Here is an 18,073-nt window from a genome sequence, read left to right as displayed (position 1 = left end):
GAACCTCCTTATTTGCCGATGCAGAAACGGCTGAAAATCACGCCCAGCAAATCGTCAGGCGAGAATTCTCCCGTGATGCTCGATAGCTGCACCTGCGCCAGGCGCAGTTCTTCGGCGAACAGGTCCAGCGACTGGTCGTCCTGCGCAGCGTGTTCGGCCGCGATGTCCAGGTGCTTGCCGGCCGATTTCAAGGCGATCAGATGACGTTCGCGCGCCAGGTACAGCGATTCGCCCGTCTGCTGCCAGCCGGCGATGCGCAGCAGCTCGGCGCGCAGCAGGTCAATGCCGATGTGCTCGTGCGCCGACAGATACACGTGGGTGGCGTCCGGCATGCTGTCGACGCCGGGTTTATGCCCGGACAGATCGATCTTGTTCCACACGCGCACCACGGGCACGCCTTCGGGGAAGGCGGCGACGATGGTTTCGTCGGCCAACGTGGGGCCGTGGTCGGCGTCAAGCAGGTGCAGGATCACGTCGGCCTTGCCGATCTCGCCCCAGGTGCGCTCGATGCCGATGCGCTCGACGGCGTCGATGGTGTCGCCCGCGCTGCGGATGCCGGCCGTGTCGATGATGTTGAGTGGAATGCCTTCGATCTGGATGGTTTCGCTGACCTTGTCGCGCGTGGTGCCGGCGATCGGTGTGACGATCGCCACGTCGGCGCCCGCCAGCGCGTTCAGCAGCGACGATTTACCCACGTTCGGCTGGCCCGCCAGCACGACATTCAAGCCTTCGCGCAGCAGCGCGCCCTGCGCCGCCTGCGCAAACACTTTGTTTAATGCTTCGATGACGGCTTTCAATTGACCGCGCGCATTCGATTTTTCCAGGAAATCGATTTCTTCTTCCGGAAAATCCAGGGTCGCTTCGACCAGCATGCGCAGTCCCGTCACCTGTTCCACCAGCGCGTGGATGGTGTTCGAGAACGCGCCCGACAGCGATTGCGAAGCGGACTTGGCCGCCGCTTCCGTCGAGGCGTCGATCAGGTCGGCCACAGCTTCGGCTTGCGCCAGGTCAAGCTTGTCATTCAAAAACGCGCGGCGCGTGAATTCGCCCGGTTCGGCCAGGCGCAAGCCGCTGTCACGGCCCGCTTCCAGCACGCGCGCCAGCAGCAGTTGCAGCACGATGGGGCCGCCATGGCCCTGCAATTCCAGCACGTCTTCGCCCGTGTACGAATGCGGCCCCTTGAAGTGGATGGCGATGCCCTGGTCGATGATGGCGCCGTCGGCTTCCGTGAATGGCAGATAGGTGGCGTTGCGCGGTTTGAGTTGCTGCGCGCCGAACAGGGCCGTCATCAGCGGAGCGAGGTTTTTGCCGGAGGCGCGTACCACGCCGATGCCGCCACGACCCGGAGCGGTGGCGATGGCGGCGATAGGGGAAGAGTCGAGTTTCATGGGGATATTGTAGATTAAAAAAAAGCCCGCACTCGGCGGGCTTTCGATTCGCTGGCCGGACTTACTTGACGGCAGGCGCGTATTTCTTGGTGATCACCCATTGCTGGCCGATCGACAGGACGTTGTTGACGACCCAGTAGAGTACCAAGCCCGACGGGAAGAAGAAGAACATCACCGAGAATGCCAGTGGCATGAACAGCATCATCTTCGCTTGCATCGGATCGGCCGGGGCCGGGTTCAGCTTGGTCGTGATGAACATCGAGATCGCGTACAGCACGGGCAGGATGCACCATGGGTCATGCTGGGCCAGGTCGGTGATCCAGCCGATCCATGGCGCGCCGCGGATTTCCACGGACGCGTTCAAGACCCAGTACAGCGCGATAAAGACGGGCATCTGGATCAGGATCGGCAGGCAGCCGCCCAGCGGATTGATCTTTTCCGTCTTGTACAGCTCCATCGTGGCCTGGTTCATCTTTTGCGGATCGCCCTTGAAGCGTTCGCGGATCGCTTGCATCTTCGGCGTGACCAGTTTCATCTTGGCCATGCTGCGGTAGCCGGCGGCCGACAGAGGGAAGAACAGCAGCTTGATCAGGATCGTGAAGGCGATGATGGTCCAGCCCCAGTTACCCAGCACGCTGTGGATCTGTTCCATGACCCAGAACATCGGCTTGGCGATGATGGTCAGCCAACCATAATCCTTGACCAGTTCCAGGCCAGGCGAGACGTTTTCCAGCAGGTGCGCGATTTGCGGACCCGAGTACAGCTTGCTGTCCATGCTGGCCGAGGCGCCTGGCGCCAGGGTAGGCAGGGGCAGCACGTTGCCGATGGCGTACAGGTTGGGGCCGACCTTCTTCGTGAAGATGTCGCGCTTGGCGTTCTCAGGCGGAACGAAAGCGGACACGAAGAAGTGTTGCGAAATCGCAAACCAGCCGCCATTCGCCGTCGCCGGGTGCAGGCCCTTCATGGCATTGTCGTTGCCCTTCTTCTCGTCTTCCGTAGCCGCTTTTTCGATTTTCTCGAACGTCAGCTTCTGGTACTTGTCTTGCGGCGTGTACAGGGTCGGACCCGTGAAGCTGCTGTTGAAGAACGAATCGCCGACCGGCTTGTTGCCGTCATGCGTCAGTTGCAGGTACAGCTGCGGCGTGACAGGGGCTGCGCCCACGTTGGAGACGTCGTGGCGCACGTCGATCACGTAGTCGCCGCGCTTGAAGGTAAACGTCTTGGTCAGCTTGACGCCGCCTTCGACCGCTTCCATCACCAATTGAATCTGTTTGCCGTCGGCCAAAGTACGCACGCCAGGCTGCACGGTGAAACCGCTCGCGTGGGTAGGGAAGGGACCGCCGACCAGGCCCGATTGCGCCAGGTAGGTGTGGTTCGCGCCTTCGTCGAACAGCACTTCGTTTTGCTTGCCGTCGTCAGGCTGGCACCATTTGAACAGGCCGAAGCAGCCGCCAAACCAGCCCGGATTACCCGCGCCTTTGAATTTCAGCAATTCCAGACGCTTGACCTGGCCGCCCAGGGTGTCGATATCGACCTTGATGACGTCGGTGGTGATGGTAATCACTTCGCGCTTGAACGCGGCGGGATCGACAGCCTCACCCGGCAGGGCAGGCACGCCTGCCGCAGCCGAGGCAGCCAGAGCAGCCGTCTTGGCAGGGGTCGCAGGCGCCTTGGCGGTTTGTTCCGTGTTCGCGGAGAACATCGACGGCTTGCCGTTCGAGATCATCCATTCGTTCCAGAGAATTACCAGCGAGACGGAAAACACGATCCACAGGATGGTACGTTTATTGATATCCATTAGGGTATTTGTCAGGAGTGGTTGCAACCGCAAGCGGTCGTTGAAGATTGTTTGCCATCGGCCGGCGGCACCGGGTCGACGCCCCCTTCATTCCAGGGGTGGCAACGGCACAGGCGCTTGGCAGCCAGCAGGCTGCCCTTGGCCGTACCGTGCACGCGCAGCGCTTCCATCGCGTAATGCGAACAGCTCGGATAGAAACGGCAATTCTGTCCCAGCATGGGGCTGATCAGCAACTGATAAGCGCGCAGCAGGAACAGCAGCAGGGTTTTCATGGCGCGGATGGTGGTGGCGCAGCAACAGAACGGGCCTGGGCGGCGATTTGCGCCGCGAACAGGCGGCTCAATTCCTCACGCAGCTCGGCTTTGAGCTTGGTCGTGGTGGCCGGGCCATCCTTGCTGTTGACGGCGCGTGACAAACGCACCACGCAGTCGACCGGCGGCATCGCGCTGTTGCGAAACAGCTCGCGCGTGACGCGCTTGATCGTGTTGCGGGTCGCCGCGCGTGGCGCGAAACGCTTGGCCACAACGACGCCCAGCCGCGCATGCGGCAATTGATTGTGTCGGGTGTACAGCACAAAATGCGCTGTTTTTTGCGAAGGGCGCAAACGAAAAACGGATGAAAATTCATCCGTTTTAACGATACGCCGAAAGCGCGCGAAGTCGTGTGAACCTTCGCGTTGATTGCCGACTGGAGTACAGCTAGCCACGCGATCAGCTGTCAACGACAAGCCTAGACGGCCAGACGTTTGCGGCCCTTTGCGCGACGTGCGTTGAGCACATCACGGCCACCACGGGTAGCCATACGAGCGCGGAAGCCGTGCGTACGCTTGCGGCGAACGACGGAAGGTTGGTAAGTACGTTTCATGTTGGTCTCGCTAAAAACAAAAAAAATGCAAAATCGGGTCTGACGTCCCGTCAGTTTTTGGTGCCAATGACAATCGCGCACTTATGCCAAGGCACAAGCTGGCCAATCTCATCGCCCGCTTAATCCACGCTTAGTCCATATTGTCGTTCCAAATGAATAAACACGGAATACGGGCGGGGAACCCTGAATTATTCAGCATATGCCCCCCTCTTGTCAAGGATTGCCGTGATCGTCTGGAAATTTGCGCGCCGGCCCCCATCTGCTTGCAAGGCCCCGCCACAGGCCGCGCCAGCACTGCCTGTGACGGGATAACCGGGGGATAAGTCGCCTCTTATGCACACGGCGCCCCACCCCGCCACAGAAAAATAAGCGTCGTGCCTGTGGATAACTTTCTCAGTCGGGAGTAGAATAGCGCGTTACGTGTGGCGAGCCCTCGCGCGACGCCGGCCTTGCAACACGGTGAACGCAGGGCAGAATCGATACGCCCTCCCACACCTTTTCACATAGACATACATGGATAATTTCTGGCAGGCCTGTTCCGCGCAGTTGGAACTGGAGCTGACACCGCAACAATTCAGTGCGTGGATCAAACCGCTTATCCCTCTCGATTACGAAGAGGGCAAGCTGCGCATTGCTGCGCCCAATCGCTTCAAGCTCGATTGGGTCAAGACCCAGTTCGCCAGCCGCATCACTGCCCTGGCCATTCAGTACTTCGAAGCGCCGACGGAAGTGCAGTTCGTGCTCGACCCGCGCCTGGCCCTGCCGAAGAAACCCGTCACCGCCAGCACCCCGGCCAGCGATCCGAATGGCGGCGCGCCCAGCGCGCGCGCCGCGGAGCCGCAGCCCAGCGTGCCGGAACTGAGCATTGGTGCCGCGCCGCGCCGCGAGCAGAGCCGCATCAACACCGACCTGACCTTCGACAGCTTCGTGACTGGTAAGGCCAACCAATTGGCACGCGCCGCCGCCATCCAGGTGGCGAACAATCCGGGCGTGTCGTATAACCCGCTGTTCTTCTATGGCGGCGTCGGCCTCGGTAAAACCCACTTGATCCACGCCATCGGCAACCAGGTGATGGCCGACAATCCGGGCGCAAAAATTCGCTACATCCACGCGGAACAGTACGTTCGCGACGTAGTGACCGCTTACCAGCGCAAGGGTTTCGACGACTTCAAGCACTACTATCACTCGCTCGACATGCTGCTGATCGATGATATCCAGTTCTTTGGCGGCAAGAGCCGCACGCAGGAAGAGTTTTTCTATGCGTTCGAGGCATTGATTGCCGCGAAGAAACAGATCATCATCACCTCGGATACGTATCCGAAGGAAATCACGGGCATGGACGACCGTTTGATCTCGCGCTTCGACTCGGGCCTGACGGTGGCCATCGAACCGCCGGAGCTGGAAATGCGCGTGGCAATTTTGCTGAAAAAAGCCAAGCAGGAAGGCGTGACCTTCTCCGACGACGTGGCTTTCTTTGTCGCCAAGCATTTGCGCTCGAACGTGCGCGAGCTCGAAGGCGCGCTGCGCAAGATCCTCGCGTATTCGCGTTTCCATGGCAAAGACATCACCATCGATATCGTCAAGGAAGCGCTGAAGGACTTGCTGTCGGTGCAGAACCGCCAGATTTCCGTGGAAAACATCCAGAAAACCGTGGCCGACTTCTTCAATATCAAGGTTGCCGACATGTATTCGAAGCGCCGCCCCGCGAATATCGCCCGGCCGCGCCAGATCGCCATGTACCTGGCCAAGGAATTGACACAGAAGAGCCTGCCGGAAATCGGCGAGCTGTTCGGCGGCCGCGACCACACCACGGTGCTGCATGCCGTGCGCAAGATCGCACTGGACCGCACCAAGAACCCGGAATGCAACCATGAATTGCATGTGCTGGAGCAAACACTAAAAGGCTAAGGCCGCTTGGGCAAGACTGGCTCAAAACGTGCTTTACCCTTATCATCTGGGAGGGCGCCGCAGCCGGTCTGTCGGGGCTCCCCATGGCAACAATTGTTAAATTAATACGTTAAACGTCGTACTGTTCAACCTATACATTGAGGATAAATATGCAATTGGTCAAAACCACCCGAGATACCCTTCTCCGGCCACTGCAGATCGTGAGCGGTATTGTCGAGCGTCGGCACACTATGCCGATTCTGGCCAATATCCTCATCCGCAAAGACGGTGAAAATGTCTCCTTCCTGTCGACCGACACCGAAGTGCAGATCACCACGCACGCGGAAATCGGTTCCGGCGCGGACGTCACCGGCACCACCGTGGCCGCGCGCAAGCTGCTGGACATCCTGCGCGCCCTGCCCGAGTCGGGCGACGTCACGATGACCCTGCTGAACAAGCGGCTGACCGTGCAAACGGGCAAGTCGCGTTTCGCCCTGCAAACCCTGGCGGCGGAAGAGTTTCCGACCGTGCAACAGGCGGAAAGCTACAACGCGTCCGTCACCCTGCCGCAAAAAACGCTGAAGCACCTGTTCAACATGGTGCATTTCTCGATGGCGCAGCAAGATATCCGCTACTACCTGAACGGCTTGCTGCTGGTTCTGGATGGCAATAATGTCATCGCCGTGGCCACCGACGGCCACCGTCTGGCGTTTTGCCAGGTCGCCACCGAGCAGACCTTCGCGCGCCAGGAAGTGATTATTCCACGCAAGACCATCATCGAACTGCAGCGTCTGCTGGAAGAAAACGATGAGCCGGTGCAACTGGACATCGCCGCCAACCAGGTGAAACTGACCTTTGCCGACATCGAGCTGATCTCGAAGCTGGTGGAAGGCAAGTTCCCCGACTACACGCGCGTGATTCCAAAAGGCTACAAAAACGACTTCACCATCGGCCGCGATGAACTGCTGCGCTCGCTGCAACGTGCCGCCATCATGACCAGCGACAAGTTCAAGGGCGTGCGCTGCATCATCACCCCGGGCAGCATGAAGATCAGCTCGACCAATGCGGACCAGGAAGAAGCCGTCGAAGAGCTGGAAATCGACTACGGCGGCGACTCCGTCGACATCGGCTTCAACGTGACGTATCTGCTGGACGTGCTGAACAACCTGAAATGCGAATACGTCAACATCGCGCTCGGTGATTCGAACTCGTCCGCCCTGATCTCCATCCCGGACAATGCCGACTTCAAGTATGTCGTCATGCCGATGCGGATTTAAAGACCACAGCAGTGATGTAGGTCGGATTAGCGCAGCGTAATCCGACATGCTGAATCGCCGTCTGTCGGGTTACGCCGTTCCGGCTAACCCGACCTACGGTCATCAGCCAGCAGCCCCGAATCAATCAGCAATCGTTATTTGAGAAAGCAGTCCATGTCCGAGAATCCACAAGACACCCCGATCCAGGCCAAAACGGAAGAATACGGCGCCTCCTCCATCCAGATCCTGGAAGGCCTGGAAGCCGTACGCAAACGCCCGGGCATGTACATTGGCGACACCTCGGACGGCACCGGCTTGCACCATCTGGTTTTCGAAGTGCTGGACAACTCCATCGATGAATCGCTGGCCGGCCACTGCACCGACATCAACGTCACCATCCACAGCGACAATTCGATCTCGATCACCGACAATGGCCGCGGCGTACCAACCGGCCTGAAAATGGACGACAAGCACGATCCGAAGCGTTCGGCGGCGGAAATCGTCATGACCGAGCTGCACGCGGGCGGCAAGTTCGACCAGAACTCCTATAAAGTATCGGGCGGCTTGCACGGCGTGGGCGTGTCTTGCGTCAATGGCCTGTCGAAATTGCTGAAACTGACCATCCGCCGCGATGGCAAAGTGCATCACATGGAATTCGTGCGCGGCGTGCCGCAAGACCGCCAGATCGTCATGGTGGGCGACATCGCCACCTCGCCGATCAAGGTCATCGGCGAGACGGACAAGCGCGGCACCGATGTGCATTTCTGGGCCGACGAAGAGATTTTCACGCACGTGGAATTCCACTATGAAATCCTGGCCAAGCGCATCCGCGAACTGTCCTTCCTGAACAATGGCGTCAAGATCAAATTGTCCGACCAGCGCACGGGCAAGGAAGAAATCTTCGCCTTCGAAGGCGGCACGCGCGGCTTCGTCGAGTACATCAACAAGGCCAAATCGGTCTTGCACCCGACCATTTTCCAGGCCACGGGCGAGCGCCTGTCGGACCAGGGAACGAACATCTCGGTTGACGTGTCGATGCAGTGGAACGATGCCTACAATGAACAAGTACTGTGCTTCACGAATAACATCCCGCAACGCGATGGCGGCACCCACCTGACGGGTCTGCGCGCAGCGATGACACGCGTCATCAACAAATACATCGATGAACACGAGTTCGCCAAGAAGGCGAAAGTGGAAATCAGCGGCGACGACATGCGCGAAGGCTTGACCTGCGTCTTGTCGGTAAAAGTGCCGGAACCGAAATTCTCGTCGCAAACGAAAGACAAGCTGGTGTCGTCGGAAGTGCGCGGCCCGGTCGAAGAGATCGTCGCCAAGACCCTGGCTGATTACCTGCAAGAAAAACCGAACGACGCCAAGATCATTTGCGGCAAGATCGTGGAAGCAGCGCGCGCCCGTGAAGCGGCCCGCAAGGCCCGCGATTTGACGCGCCGCAAAGGCATCATGGACGGCCTGGGCCTGTCGGCCAAGCTGGCCGACTGCCAGGAAAAAGACCCCGCCCTGTGCGAACTGTACATCGTCGAGGGTGACTCGGCAGGTGGCTCGGCAAAACAGGGGCGCGACCGCAAGTTCCAGGCGATTCTGCCGCTGCGCGGTAAAGTCTTGAACGTGGAAAAAGCCCGTTTCGAGAAAATGCTGTCGTCCGAGCAGATCACCACCCTGATCGCCACGCTCGGCACCTCGATCGGACCGGATGAATTCAACGTCGAGAAACTGCGCTACCACCGCATCATCATCATGACCGATGCGGACGTCGACGGCGCCCACATCCGGACCCTGCTGCTGACCCTGTTCTACCGTCAGATGCCGCAACTGGTCGAGCGTGGCCACATCTACATCGCGCAACCGCCGCTGTACAAAGTCAAAGCCGGCCGCGACGAGCGCTATCTGAAAGATGACGCCGAAGAAGCGAGCTACATGATGACGGTGGCGCTGAACACGGCCGTGCTGGTGCCGCGCACCGGCGCGGAAGGCATTTCCGGCGAAACGCTGACGGAACTGGTGCGCAAGTTCAACTTGTCGAACACCATCATGACCCGTCTTACGCGCGTCATCGACCGCGCCGCCCTGACGGCCATCATGACGGGCGTGCAGCTGGACCTGTCGACCCTGGACCTGGCGGAAACCTCCGCCCTGGCCCTGCAGACGGCCATCAACGACAGCGCGGTGAAAGTGCACGTGCGTTCCGACGACCTGTCGGAAAAACACATGCTGCGCATCGAGCGCATGCACCACGGCAACATCAAAGTCAGCGCCATCGACGCCGACTTCGTGCAAGGCCCGGACTACGCCGTGCTGAGCAGCGGCGCCGCCACCTTCGAAGGCCTGATCGGCGAAGGCGCGTTCGTGCGCCGCGGCGAAGGCGAGCGCATCAAGGAAATCGCCGTGGTCGACTTCCACCAGGCCATGCAATGGCTGCGCGACGAAGCCGAACGCACCGTCTCGAAACAGCGCTACAAAGGTCTGGGCGAAATGAACCCGGATCAACTGTGGGAAACGACGATGGACCCGACCGTACGCCGCTTGTTGAAGGTACAGATCGAAGACGCGATTGCCGCGGACCAGATCTTTACCACGCTGATGGGCGATGATGTGGAGCCGCGCCGCGCGTTTATTGAGAATAATGCGCTGCGGGCGGGGAATATTGACGTGTAAACAGTATTTTTTGATATATCGGGCGACACTATGTGTCGCCTTTTTTTTGATCAGACTGAACAGCACGATGACATCTACCCTGAGCTACTATAATCAAAACGCGACGACTTTCTTTGCTAATACGATTAGCGTCGATATGTCGGTATTACATGACCGATTTTTGTCTGCAGTGAGCGCAGGCGGAAACGTTTTGGATGCCGGTTGTGGCTCGGGGCGAGATAGCAAGGTATTTTTGGACAGAGGCTATCGCGTTACCGCTTTCGATGCCTCACATGAGCTTGCGCGTTTAGCAGAGGAACACACTGGCATTCAGGTTCAGGTGCGTAGTTTTATCGATGTCAAAGAGCAAGCGTGCTATGACGGCATTTGGGCATGCGCCAGCTTGCTGCATGTTGAAAAAGCAAAATTACCAGCTGCGCTTGCCTGTCTGTGGAATGCACTGAAACCCGGCGGTGTGTTTTATCTCAGTTTTAAAATAGGCACGGGAGAACGTGTTCAAGATGGGCGTCACTTTACTGATGTCGAAGAGCAGCAGTTGCGTACATGGTTTACCGCCTTGCCCGAGGTAGACACCATGGCTTGCTGGCAGTCAATAGACCAACGTCCCGGCCGTACAGAGCAATGGCTAAACGCGCTCGTGCGCCGTGCAGTCACATCACAAAATCATCTGATTACGGGTGGCAGCGATCCATTTTTGCCGCACCTGAGCAGTTCGATTAATCAAGCGTCCGAGGTCGATTTAGCTGTTGCTTTCGTTAAGACGACAGGACTACGCTTGCTGCTGCCAGACCTGCAAAGCGCACTCAAAGGTGACAAGGAATTGAATCGCCAGCCGGCGCGTGTACGGGTGCTGACGAGCGATTATTTAGACGTGACCGATACCGAGGCCTTGCGTTTGTTGATGCTGCTGCAGGCCCAGGGGGCGCAGGTCAAAGTGTACCAATCGGCTGGCAGCAGTTTTCACCTCAAAGCCTATCTGTTCGCTCAACTCAATGACCAGAGTGTTCTAAGCGGCACGGCATTTATTGGTTCCAGCAATATCAGCAGGCAAGCGCTCACGAATGGTTTGGAATGGAACTATCGCATCGATTATCCGGGCGACAATGGCTATCTTGAAGCGCGCGCCAGATTTGAAGAATTGTTCGTGCATCCTCGCTGCATTCCCCTAACGGATGAGTGGATCGCACAGTACGATGCTCGCCGCGTTCCCTTGCCGATGGCTGTAGCTCCAGGTAGCCTGGAACAAGATGCGCCCCCTGTTCCAACTACCGTCCAGATCGAAGCCTTGTTCGCTCTGAGAGCGACACGCGATGAAGGGTTTCGACGCGGTTTAGTCGTGCTGGCAACCGGCCTTGGAAAAACATGGCTTGCCGCCTTCGATGCCAAACAGCTCGGAGCGCGACGGGTGTTGTTTGTCGCTCACAGGGAGGAGATTTTGAATCAAGCCGCCGAAACTTTCCTACGTATTCGCCCCGATGCACGCGTCGGCTTTTACGCTGCTCAAACCAGAGACAGCGAGGCCGATATCTTATGCGCTTCGATCCAAACGTTGGGGAAAGAAGCCCATTTGGAGCGATACTCGCCAGAGCATTTCGACTATATCGTCGTTGACGAATTCCATCATGCGGCCGCTCCCACCTATCGACGCTTACTGGGCTATTTCTCACCACGTTTTCTGCTGGGTTTAACGGCGACGCCAGATCGTTCAGACCAGTCCGATATCTTGTCGCTATGCGATGACAATCTGGTGTTCACGCGGGGGCTATTTGCCGGTATCCAAGCCAAGCTCTTGGTACCGTTTCACTATTATGGCATCTTCGACAGTTCCGTCGATTACACCGAGATACCTTGGCGCAGCGGGCGCTTCGTTCTTGAGCAACTGAGCAATAAATTAGCGACGCTGGCTCGTGCTAAGCATGCGCTGACGGAGTGGCAGCGGCATAAGCAGCAACGCACGCTGGCATTTTGTGTCTCGGTCACGCATGCCGAATTTATGACTGCCCAGTTTTCCAAAGCGGGTATCGCTTGTGCTGCCGTGTATGCCGGTTCGCCGCTGAGTCGTGCCGATGCGCTGGAGCGCCTGCGTGACGGACGGCTCGCAGTGATCTTCTCTGTTGATCTGTTTAACGAAGGCGTGGATTTGCCGGCAATCGATACGGTCATGATGCTGCGCCCTACCGAGTCCAAAATCCTATTTCTCCAGCAATTGGGGCGAGGCTTGCGCAAAAGCGAAGGCAAGGAACGCTTGGTTATTTTGGACTTTATCGGCAATCACAAGAGCTTTCTGCATAAACCCGAGGCCTTGTTTGAGATCGATGCCAGCTATAAAAAATTAGCAGATTTCGCACGCAAGGCAGAGGCGAATCAGCTTGATCTGCCAGAGGGATGCTTCGTCAACTACGATTTGGAATTGATCGAGTTTCTCAAATCGTTGGATAGCGAAGGAACGAAGAACGAGTACATCGCCTTGCGTGACAGCTTCGGGCGGCGCCCGACCTTGGCTGAGTTTTACCGAGCCGGCGCCAGCATGCCAGCCATGCGTAAGGAGTACGGCGATTGGTACGCGCTCGTCCACGCCATGGATGATCTTGACGCAGATGAGCAAGCCATCGCCGCCAAGCATCGCAGCTTCCTGCGCGAACTGGAAACAACCGCGATGAACAAGAGCTTCAAGATGGTATTGCTTGAGGCATTACAGGAAATCGATGGTTGGCATAAGCCGCCGACAGCAGCCGCTCTGGCTGAGCGCTCATGGCAAGTGCTGCAACGGCGACGCGCGCTGTTGGCAGATCTTCCGCAGCCACTGCGCGTAGGGAATGGTCAAAGCGAAGCATGGCTGCGCTACTGGTGCAGCAATCCCATCAACGCTTGGATAGGCGGCAATAGCACTGGTAAGAATAGCGATTTCCGGATGAAAGATGGGCGATTTGAAGCCGTCTTTAAGCTTCATGACGGCCATCGGGAGAACTTCGAACTGATGGTGCAAGAGATTATTGATTACCGCTTGGCCACCTATGAAGTCCGTCGCATCCAAGCAGATTTAACAAATAATGTGATTCCGTTTGTTCGCAGCGAAAAGGCGAACAATCTGACGGCACTGCCATATTTCCCAAATTTAAAAATCGCTTGCGGCCACTTTAAGACCGGGACTGTAGATGCGGAGGAGTACCGCAATCTGCCTACCAGCTACGGAAATATCGATCCGCATCGACACTTTATCGCCAGAGCATCGGGCAATTCCATGAACGGTGGAAAACACCCGATTCAAGATGGCGACTACCTGCTACTGGAACATATTACGCCCACCAATGCGGGCTCGATTACTGGCTCGGTGATGGCAATCGAGCGTCAAGATGAGTCTAGCGATGGCTTCCAGTATTTACTGCGCCATATCATCAAAACACCTGACGGCGGCTATGTGCTGCAGGCAACGAATACAGACTATCAAGACATGGATGCCACCGAGGATATGCACACCTTGGCGCGTTTCAAAACCATTGTCAGTCCGCTCGATTTGGCCGTCGGACAGGCATTCAAGCGCGAGGATATTGCGCCGTTATTTGGCGAAACCTATAGCATCGGTAATTGGAATGTCGGGCATGTGACGCTGGCCAGCAAGAACGCAATGGTGTTGCTGGTAACGCTGAATAAGCAAGGCAAGGCCGCAGATCATCGGTACGTCGATCATTGGGTCGATGACAGCACCTTTCATTGGCAAAGCCAAAATTCCACAACACCGAGCAACAAAAGAGGACGAGACATTATCGAGCACGAGCAAAAAGGACTCACAATCCATCTGTTTGTGCGTGAATCTAAGCTACACAACGGCAAAGGTGCGCCCTTCGTTTATCATGGAGCAGTACGCTACGTGAGCCACACAGGCAGCAGTCCGATGAGTGTCTTATTTAGCTTAGCTACGCTATAAGCATCTGATCTATCGCAGCGTGAACGCTAACACCGAAAGAGAAAATAATTACTACTGCCAAAGAAGAACGTGCACTCAGTGCCGCTCCAATTCGCGCTTGGTCAAGAAAAACGACGCTGCCGCGTTCCAGTGCAAGCGCAGTGGCAAGGGCACAGAGGCGTGGCACGCCATATCGCCGGCAATGGTCGATGTGTAGATCCCTGTGAGTCCACGTTGCATAGGTGCGCTGAAGTTAACATGAATGGAAGCATTATTTCAACTTGAGGTGAAAAATGAAATAATGAAATCCTTATTTTATGTTGACGCTATCAAGCCGCCTTCGGCAACAGCACTTCCCAAAAGGTTTACAACACTTGTTCCAACTTGCCGCCCAACATCGCGTCAAGACGCCGACGATGCTGGCGGTGTCAGCATGGCTTCGGTATAACTGTACTGATCGAGCAATAAGCGCCCTTCCTTCATACTGTGGCAGCAGCAGGACACTGCCCATCGTTTTCCTCGCCTCAATCCCCCACACCCCCCAAGAAACCAGTACACTAGTTCCTGAGCGCAACTATTTTGTGCGCGCGCCATACCGCCTGCCGTTGCCGGGAGGCGCCCCTGCCGCAAGGCGTGTTGTCTGCCTGGACAAATGCAATGTTCACTTCACGCAGCCTGTCTCCTGCCTTTTATTACCTGTTCTTTTCAGGAGAACGGGAGCAGCAGCAGCGCTTTTTCAAGGAACTGCATTTCATTTCGATAGCCATCCTGACGTTTGGCCTGGCTTGCTGGCTGGTCACGTTCAGCCTGACCTTGCCGCGCGCCTCGCTCGATCATGCGCAGGCGGCGCTGGGCGTGACGGGCATGGTGCTCGGGCTGGTGTTGACCAAGTATGCGAAGTCCTTGCAGGCCATCATCGTCAGCGGCACCATCAGCGTGCTATTCATCGCTTTCAGTTTTCGCGTGCTGATGCTGGGCACAGACGATCCCGCTTTCTGGGTGTTGCCGCTGGGTGTGATGATCACCCTGACGACGGCGCCCATTTTCAGCGGCATCGCGTATTACCTGGGCGTGTCGCTGTGCGTGTGGGCCATTCTGGGGCTGGGGCAGTTTCCCGTGCATGCGGGCCAGGCAGACCAGCATTGGCCCGTGCTGGCCGTCACCATCAGTGTGATCATCGGCCTGGCGCTGAATATCTATTTTCTCGTCTTGCGCATCCATAACTACCGTGCCCAGCGCGACCTGGCGACGATGGCTTACAAGGATGGCTTGACCGGGCTTAACAACCGCCGCATGTTTACGCAAGGCGCCCGCGCCCTGCAGCGCACGGTGCGCACGCCCGCGTATTTCCTGATGATCGACATCGACGACTTCAAGCAGATCAACGACGTGTGCGGCCATGACGTGGGCGACGAGGTACTGAAAAAGATCGCCGACGTGATATCTGAACTGTCGGGCGAGCACCTGTGCGGCCGGCTGGGTGGCGAGGAGTTTGCCGTGATTTACCTGGGCGAAAAGAACGCGGCCTGCGCCTTTGCCGCGCAACTGGTCGACAGCGTCGAGGCGGCCTTTGTGCCGGAACGCAAGGTGTCCGTCAGCATCGGCATGGCGGAACTGATCAAGGAAGCGGACTTGTCGCACAGCTACCGGCGCGCCGATGAGTCCTTGTACCAGGCCAAGAAAAGCGGCAAGAACCGCTACGTGCTCAACGCCGCCTAGGCATTGCCGCCGGGTTTGGCATCTAGCAGCGCCAGCAAAGCTTGCGGCGCCATCTTCCACGGGTCGCGCTGCTCGGGGTCCACCTCGTCCCAGCTGTCCAGGGCGCCGATCTTGAGGATGGAAATGGTGATCTTGGCCATGGCAACGGGACAGTGATTCAATAGCCAAGCTTAGCAGAAAGGGATTTATTCCTGAAATGCTAAGATCGCGGCCCGCGCATGCCGGCAACCAGTCCGGCATGGCGACTCGACAAGGATGGCCATTGAACACCCCAGGAAAAATCACTCTGCGCATGCTGACGCTGTGCGCCGCCCTGTGCTTGCCGCTTTCCAGCATGGCACAAGGCATTTCTGCCGAAGATGCCGCCTTCGTGGCTGCCACCGTGCCCGTGCCGTCGCCGCCGCTGCGCCTGAGTGCGCACCCGGAGATCCGCGCCGACGTCTTCAAGCTGCTCGGCTATGCGCGCGGCAGCTATACACAAGGCAACACCCTGATCGCGCGCCAAGTGCTCGACAGCATGCATTCACTCGATGACATCACGCGCACCATGCTGCCCGACGGACGTTCGGTGCTGGCCTCCATCGATGCCGGCACGCACGGTGCATGGCGCGCCGCCATGCTGTTCGATCCGCAACGCAAGCTGTTGGCGCTGGGCCTCGTCAACGGCCATTGCCAGGCCACCGGCGATGCCGCCCCCGCCTGCCTGCCGTCCACGCACGCCGTGCTGACCCTGCTCCTGCCGCCAGGCGCGGAGGACGAGACGGCCGCGCCGCTGCTGGTCTGGGCGCGACAAGTGCCGGCCATGCTGGCACAGGCTGCGCCGGAACAGCGGCAAAGCATTGCAGCAGTGGAATACATCACCACCCGCCCCGACCAGCCCGGCTGGGAGCCGCGCGACGTGCCGCCCGGCTTTCCCGCCAGCTTGCTGCACCTGCTGCTGCCGAATGCGGAGTTGAACAGCAGTTCCAGCGGCGGCAAAATCGTCACACCGGCCGGCCTAGCCGGTTTGCCCATGCGCACGCCCACGGAAGCGGCCGAGGCGGGCGACGAACCCATGCCCGATGCCGACATCACCTTGCGCAGCTATGCCGATTTCCACTGGGTGCTCAACACCTACGCGAAACTGGCCAAGGGCGCGCAAGTGAAGGGCCATGACGACAAGGTGGTGTTCACCGGTAGCGATGCCAGCGGCCGCTACACGGTGACCTTGCGCGAACCCAACAAGGACGATGGCGTCGTCATCACCGTGGCCAGCTGGCGGGAAAAATAAGCGCAAGAGCAGGGAAAGCATTGCCATTACGCACAAGAGCATGGCATTTTGGCATTTTGCGGTATGATTTCCGGCCGTGCGGCGCGGCCCTGTCCCTGCCTTGCCCACCCTGCCCTTCAAGCCAGTCACGCTTGCGTCGCCTCCTGCCCTAAGGAATTCATATGTTCGGTTTTAACTTGCGCGTTGCCAAGATGGTGTGGACGGCGTTCCTCATCGCCTTCCTGCTATTTCTCACCTACAAGGTCTCGTCGACCCTGATCGTGGTGGTCTTTGCGATTTTCTTCAGCTACCTCGTGTATCCACTGATCGGCCTGCTGGAACGCCATGGCCCGAAACGCTTGCCGCGCACGGCCGCCATCGGCATCGTCTTTCTCGTGGTGATCTTGCTGGTGGCGATACTGGGCTCCATCTTTGGCGCGCGCATCGAGGAAGAGGCGATCAAGCTCAGCGATCAGTTGCCGACCTTGCTCAAGGGGAATAATTTTGCCGAGCGCATCCCGTTGCCGGAGTTCATGGAACCCTTGCGCGCGCGCCTGCTGTCGTTCATGCAGTCGCAGCTGAGCAGCGGTACGGGACAAGCCATGCCACTGGCGAAAGAACTGGGCTTGACCGTCATGCATGCGGCCAGCAACCTGATCTATCTGGTGCTGGTGCCCGTGCTGAGCTTTTTGCTGATCAAGGAAGGGCCGGACATGCGCGACGGCTTGCTGTCCCTGCTGAACCGCCCGAACAAGAAGCTCTGGGGCGCCATCATCGATGACCTCGACATCTTGCTGTCGCGCTATGTGCGCGCCCTGCTGCTGTTGTCGATCGCCACGTTTGTGTCCTACAGCATCGCCTTTTCCCTGATGGGCGTGCCGTACAGCCTGCTGCTGGCCGGCGCGGCAGCCTTGCTGGAATTCATCCCGTTTGCCGGCCCGCTGGCAGCCGCCGTCATCGCCGTCGTCGTGGCCGGTTTCAGCGGCTTCGAGCACGTGTTCTGGCTGATCGGCTTTATCGCCGCCTACCGTTTGTTCCAGGATTACGTGGTCAATCCGTACTTGATGAGCGAAGGCGTGGAAGTGAGCCCGCTGATGGTGATCGTCGGCTTGCTGGCCGGCGACCAGCTCGGGGGCGTGGTGGGCATCTTCCTGTCCGTGCCCGTGATGGCGGCCATCAAGATCGTCTTCGTGCGCGCGCGGGCGGCCTTGCAGGCACGACACGATGCGCATGAGAAAGCGGAACAGGCGGCGGAAGAAGCGCGCGCCCAGGCCCTGGCCGAGGCGGCGCGCTTGCAGGAACAGGGCAGCAAGGCCACCCTGCCGGCGCAGTAAC

14 protein-coding genes are annotated in these 18,073 nt (G+C 58.3%); 8 read left to right on the top strand and 6 right to left on the bottom strand.

Features of this window, described 5'->3' with window-relative positions; genetic code table 11:
• Positions 1–8: 8 nt before the first annotated feature.
• The 5 genes from mnmE to rpmH all read right to left on the bottom strand — a co-directional run bounded on the left by mnmE (position 9) and on the right by rpmH (position 4,050).
• Positions 9–1,388, bottom strand: coding sequence for a tRNA uridine-5-carboxymethylaminomethyl(34) synthesis GTPase MnmE (mnmE, locus tag HWE17_RS16175; protein WP_035822920.1), 1,380 nt, complete (start codon positions 1,386–1,388; stop codon positions 9–11).
• Between the two features lie 61 nt (positions 1,389–1,449).
• Complete coding sequence (yidC, locus tag HWE17_RS16170; RefSeq protein WP_176389444.1) at positions 1,450–3,186, bottom strand: membrane protein insertase YidC; 1,737 nt, start codon at positions 3,184–3,186, stop codon at positions 1,450–1,452.
• An 11-nt stretch (positions 3,187–3,197) separates the two neighbouring features.
• Complete coding sequence (yidD, locus tag HWE17_RS16165; RefSeq protein ID WP_034754335.1) at positions 3,198–3,458, bottom strand: membrane protein insertion efficiency factor YidD; 261 nt, start codon at positions 3,456–3,458, stop codon at positions 3,198–3,200.
• The gene (gene rnpA, locus HWE17_RS16160) at positions 3,455–3,892 is read right to left on the bottom strand and encodes a ribonuclease P protein component (RefSeq protein WP_176389458.1); all 438 of its coding nucleotides are present in this window, start codon (positions 3,890–3,892) and stop codon (positions 3,455–3,457) included. Before rnpA ends, yidD begins: the two co-directional genes overlap by 4 nt.
• 23 nt (positions 3,893–3,915) lie before the next feature.
• Complete coding sequence (rpmH, locus tag HWE17_RS16155; protein WP_010401996.1) at positions 3,916–4,050, bottom strand: 50S ribosomal protein L34; 135 nt, start codon at positions 4,048–4,050, stop codon at positions 3,916–3,918.
• Positions 4,051–4,563: 513 nt separating this feature from the next.
• Between rpmH and dnaA the strand changes: the two genes are divergently transcribed.
• The 6 genes from dnaA to HWE17_RS16125 all read left to right on the top strand — a co-directional run bounded on the left by dnaA (position 4,564) and on the right by HWE17_RS16125 (position 15,489).
• Positions 4,564–5,958 (top strand): chromosomal replication initiator protein DnaA, encoded by a 1,395-nt coding sequence (gene dnaA, locus HWE17_RS16150; protein ID WP_034781304.1) that lies wholly within the window; start codon positions 4,564–4,566, stop codon positions 5,956–5,958.
• A gap of 149 nt (positions 5,959–6,107) precedes the next feature.
• The gene (gene dnaN, locus HWE17_RS16145) at positions 6,108–7,214 is read left to right on the top strand and encodes a DNA polymerase III subunit beta (RefSeq protein ID WP_034754341.1); all 1,107 of its coding nucleotides are present in this window, start codon (positions 6,108–6,110) and stop codon (positions 7,212–7,214) included.
• A 153-nt stretch (positions 7,215–7,367) separates the two neighbouring features.
• Entirely contained in the window at positions 7,368–9,866 is a 2,499-nt protein-coding gene (gene gyrB, locus HWE17_RS16140; RefSeq protein WP_035822927.1) for a DNA topoisomerase (ATP-hydrolyzing) subunit B, read from the top strand.
• Positions 9,867–9,933: 67 nt separating this feature from the next.
• Positions 9,934–13,791 carry a DUF3427 domain-containing protein gene (locus tag HWE17_RS16135; RefSeq protein ID WP_176389443.1) on the top strand — a complete coding sequence of 1,286 codons (3,858 nt, stop codon included), beginning with the start codon at positions 9,934–9,936 and terminating at the stop codon, positions 13,789–13,791.
• A gap of 241 nt (positions 13,792–14,032) precedes the next feature.
• A complete protein-coding gene (locus HWE17_RS16130) occupies positions 14,033–14,218 on the top strand; it encodes a hypothetical protein (RefSeq protein WP_176389442.1) in 186 nt (61 codons plus the stop codon).
• Between the two features lie 209 nt (positions 14,219–14,427).
• Entirely contained in the window at positions 14,428–15,489 is a 1,062-nt protein-coding gene (locus tag HWE17_RS16125) for a GGDEF domain-containing protein (RefSeq protein ID WP_176389441.1), read from the top strand.
• Here the strand turns inward: HWE17_RS16125 and HWE17_RS16120 are convergent.
• A complete protein-coding gene (locus HWE17_RS16120) occupies positions 15,486–15,629 on the bottom strand; it encodes a hypothetical protein (RefSeq protein ID WP_161784189.1) in 144 nt (47 codons plus the stop codon). The two genes, HWE17_RS16125 and HWE17_RS16120, sit on opposite strands and share 4 nt — an antisense overlap.
• 122 nt (positions 15,630–15,751) lie before the next feature.
• Between HWE17_RS16120 and HWE17_RS16115 the strand changes: the two genes are divergently transcribed.
• Both HWE17_RS16115 and HWE17_RS16110 read left to right on the top strand, forming a co-directional pair.
• Positions 15,752–16,759 carry a hypothetical protein gene (locus HWE17_RS16115; protein WP_176389440.1) on the top strand — a complete coding sequence of 336 codons (1,008 nt, stop codon included), beginning with the start codon at positions 15,752–15,754 and terminating at the stop codon, positions 16,757–16,759.
• Between the two features lie 161 nt (positions 16,760–16,920).
• Positions 16,921–18,072 (top strand): AI-2E family transporter, encoded by a 1,152-nt coding sequence (locus tag HWE17_RS16110; RefSeq protein ID WP_035822949.1) that lies wholly within the window; start codon positions 16,921–16,923, stop codon positions 18,070–18,072.
• Position 18,073 lies beyond the last annotated feature (1 nt).

It is taken from the genome of Janthinobacterium sp. BJB401 (assembly GCF_013372745.1).
In the GTDB taxonomy this organism is placed as follows: Bacteria; Pseudomonadota; Gammaproteobacteria; order Burkholderiales; family Burkholderiaceae_D; genus Janthinobacterium; species Janthinobacterium rivuli.
This window is presented reverse-complemented; position numbering and strand designations above follow the sequence as displayed.

Excerpts from the sequence above, each read along its gene's own strand:
- rpmH (WP_010401996.1), bottom strand. The coding sequence starts at position 4,050 with ATGAAACGTACTTACCAACCTTCCGTCGTTCGCCGCAAGCGTACGCAC.
- HWE17_RS16120 (WP_161784189.1), bottom strand. The coding sequence starts at position 15,629 with ATGGCCAAGATCACCATTTCCATCCTCAAGATCGGCGCCCTGGACAGC.
- HWE17_RS16135 (WP_176389443.1), top strand. The coding sequence starts at position 9,934 with ATGACATCTACCCTGAGCTACTATAATCAAAACGCGACGACTTTCTTT.
- gyrB (WP_035822927.1), top strand. The coding sequence starts at position 7,368 with ATGTCCGAGAATCCACAAGACACCCCGATCCAGGCCAAAACGGAAGAA.
- dnaN (WP_034754341.1), top strand. The coding sequence starts at position 6,108 with ATGCAATTGGTCAAAACCACCCGAGATACCCTTCTCCGGCCACTGCAG.
- yidC (WP_176389444.1), bottom strand. The coding sequence starts at position 3,186 with ATGGATATCAATAAACGTACCATCCTGTGGATCGTGTTTTCCGTCTCG.
- HWE17_RS16110 (WP_035822949.1), top strand. The coding sequence starts at position 16,921 with ATGTTCGGTTTTAACTTGCGCGTTGCCAAGATGGTGTGGACGGCGTTC.
- HWE17_RS16125 (WP_176389441.1), top strand. The coding sequence starts at position 14,428 with ATGTTCACTTCACGCAGCCTGTCTCCTGCCTTTTATTACCTGTTCTTT.
- mnmE (WP_035822920.1), bottom strand. The coding sequence starts at position 1,388 with ATGAAACTCGACTCTTCCCCTATCGCCGCCATCGCCACCGCTCCGGGT.
- yidD (WP_034754335.1), bottom strand. The coding sequence starts at position 3,458 with ATGAAAACCCTGCTGCTGTTCCTGCTGCGCGCTTATCAGTTGCTGATC.
- HWE17_RS16130 (WP_176389442.1), top strand. The coding sequence starts at position 14,033 with ATGGAAGCATTATTTCAACTTGAGGTGAAAAATGAAATAATGAAATCC.
- dnaA (WP_034781304.1), top strand. The coding sequence starts at position 4,564 with ATGGATAATTTCTGGCAGGCCTGTTCCGCGCAGTTGGAACTGGAGCTG.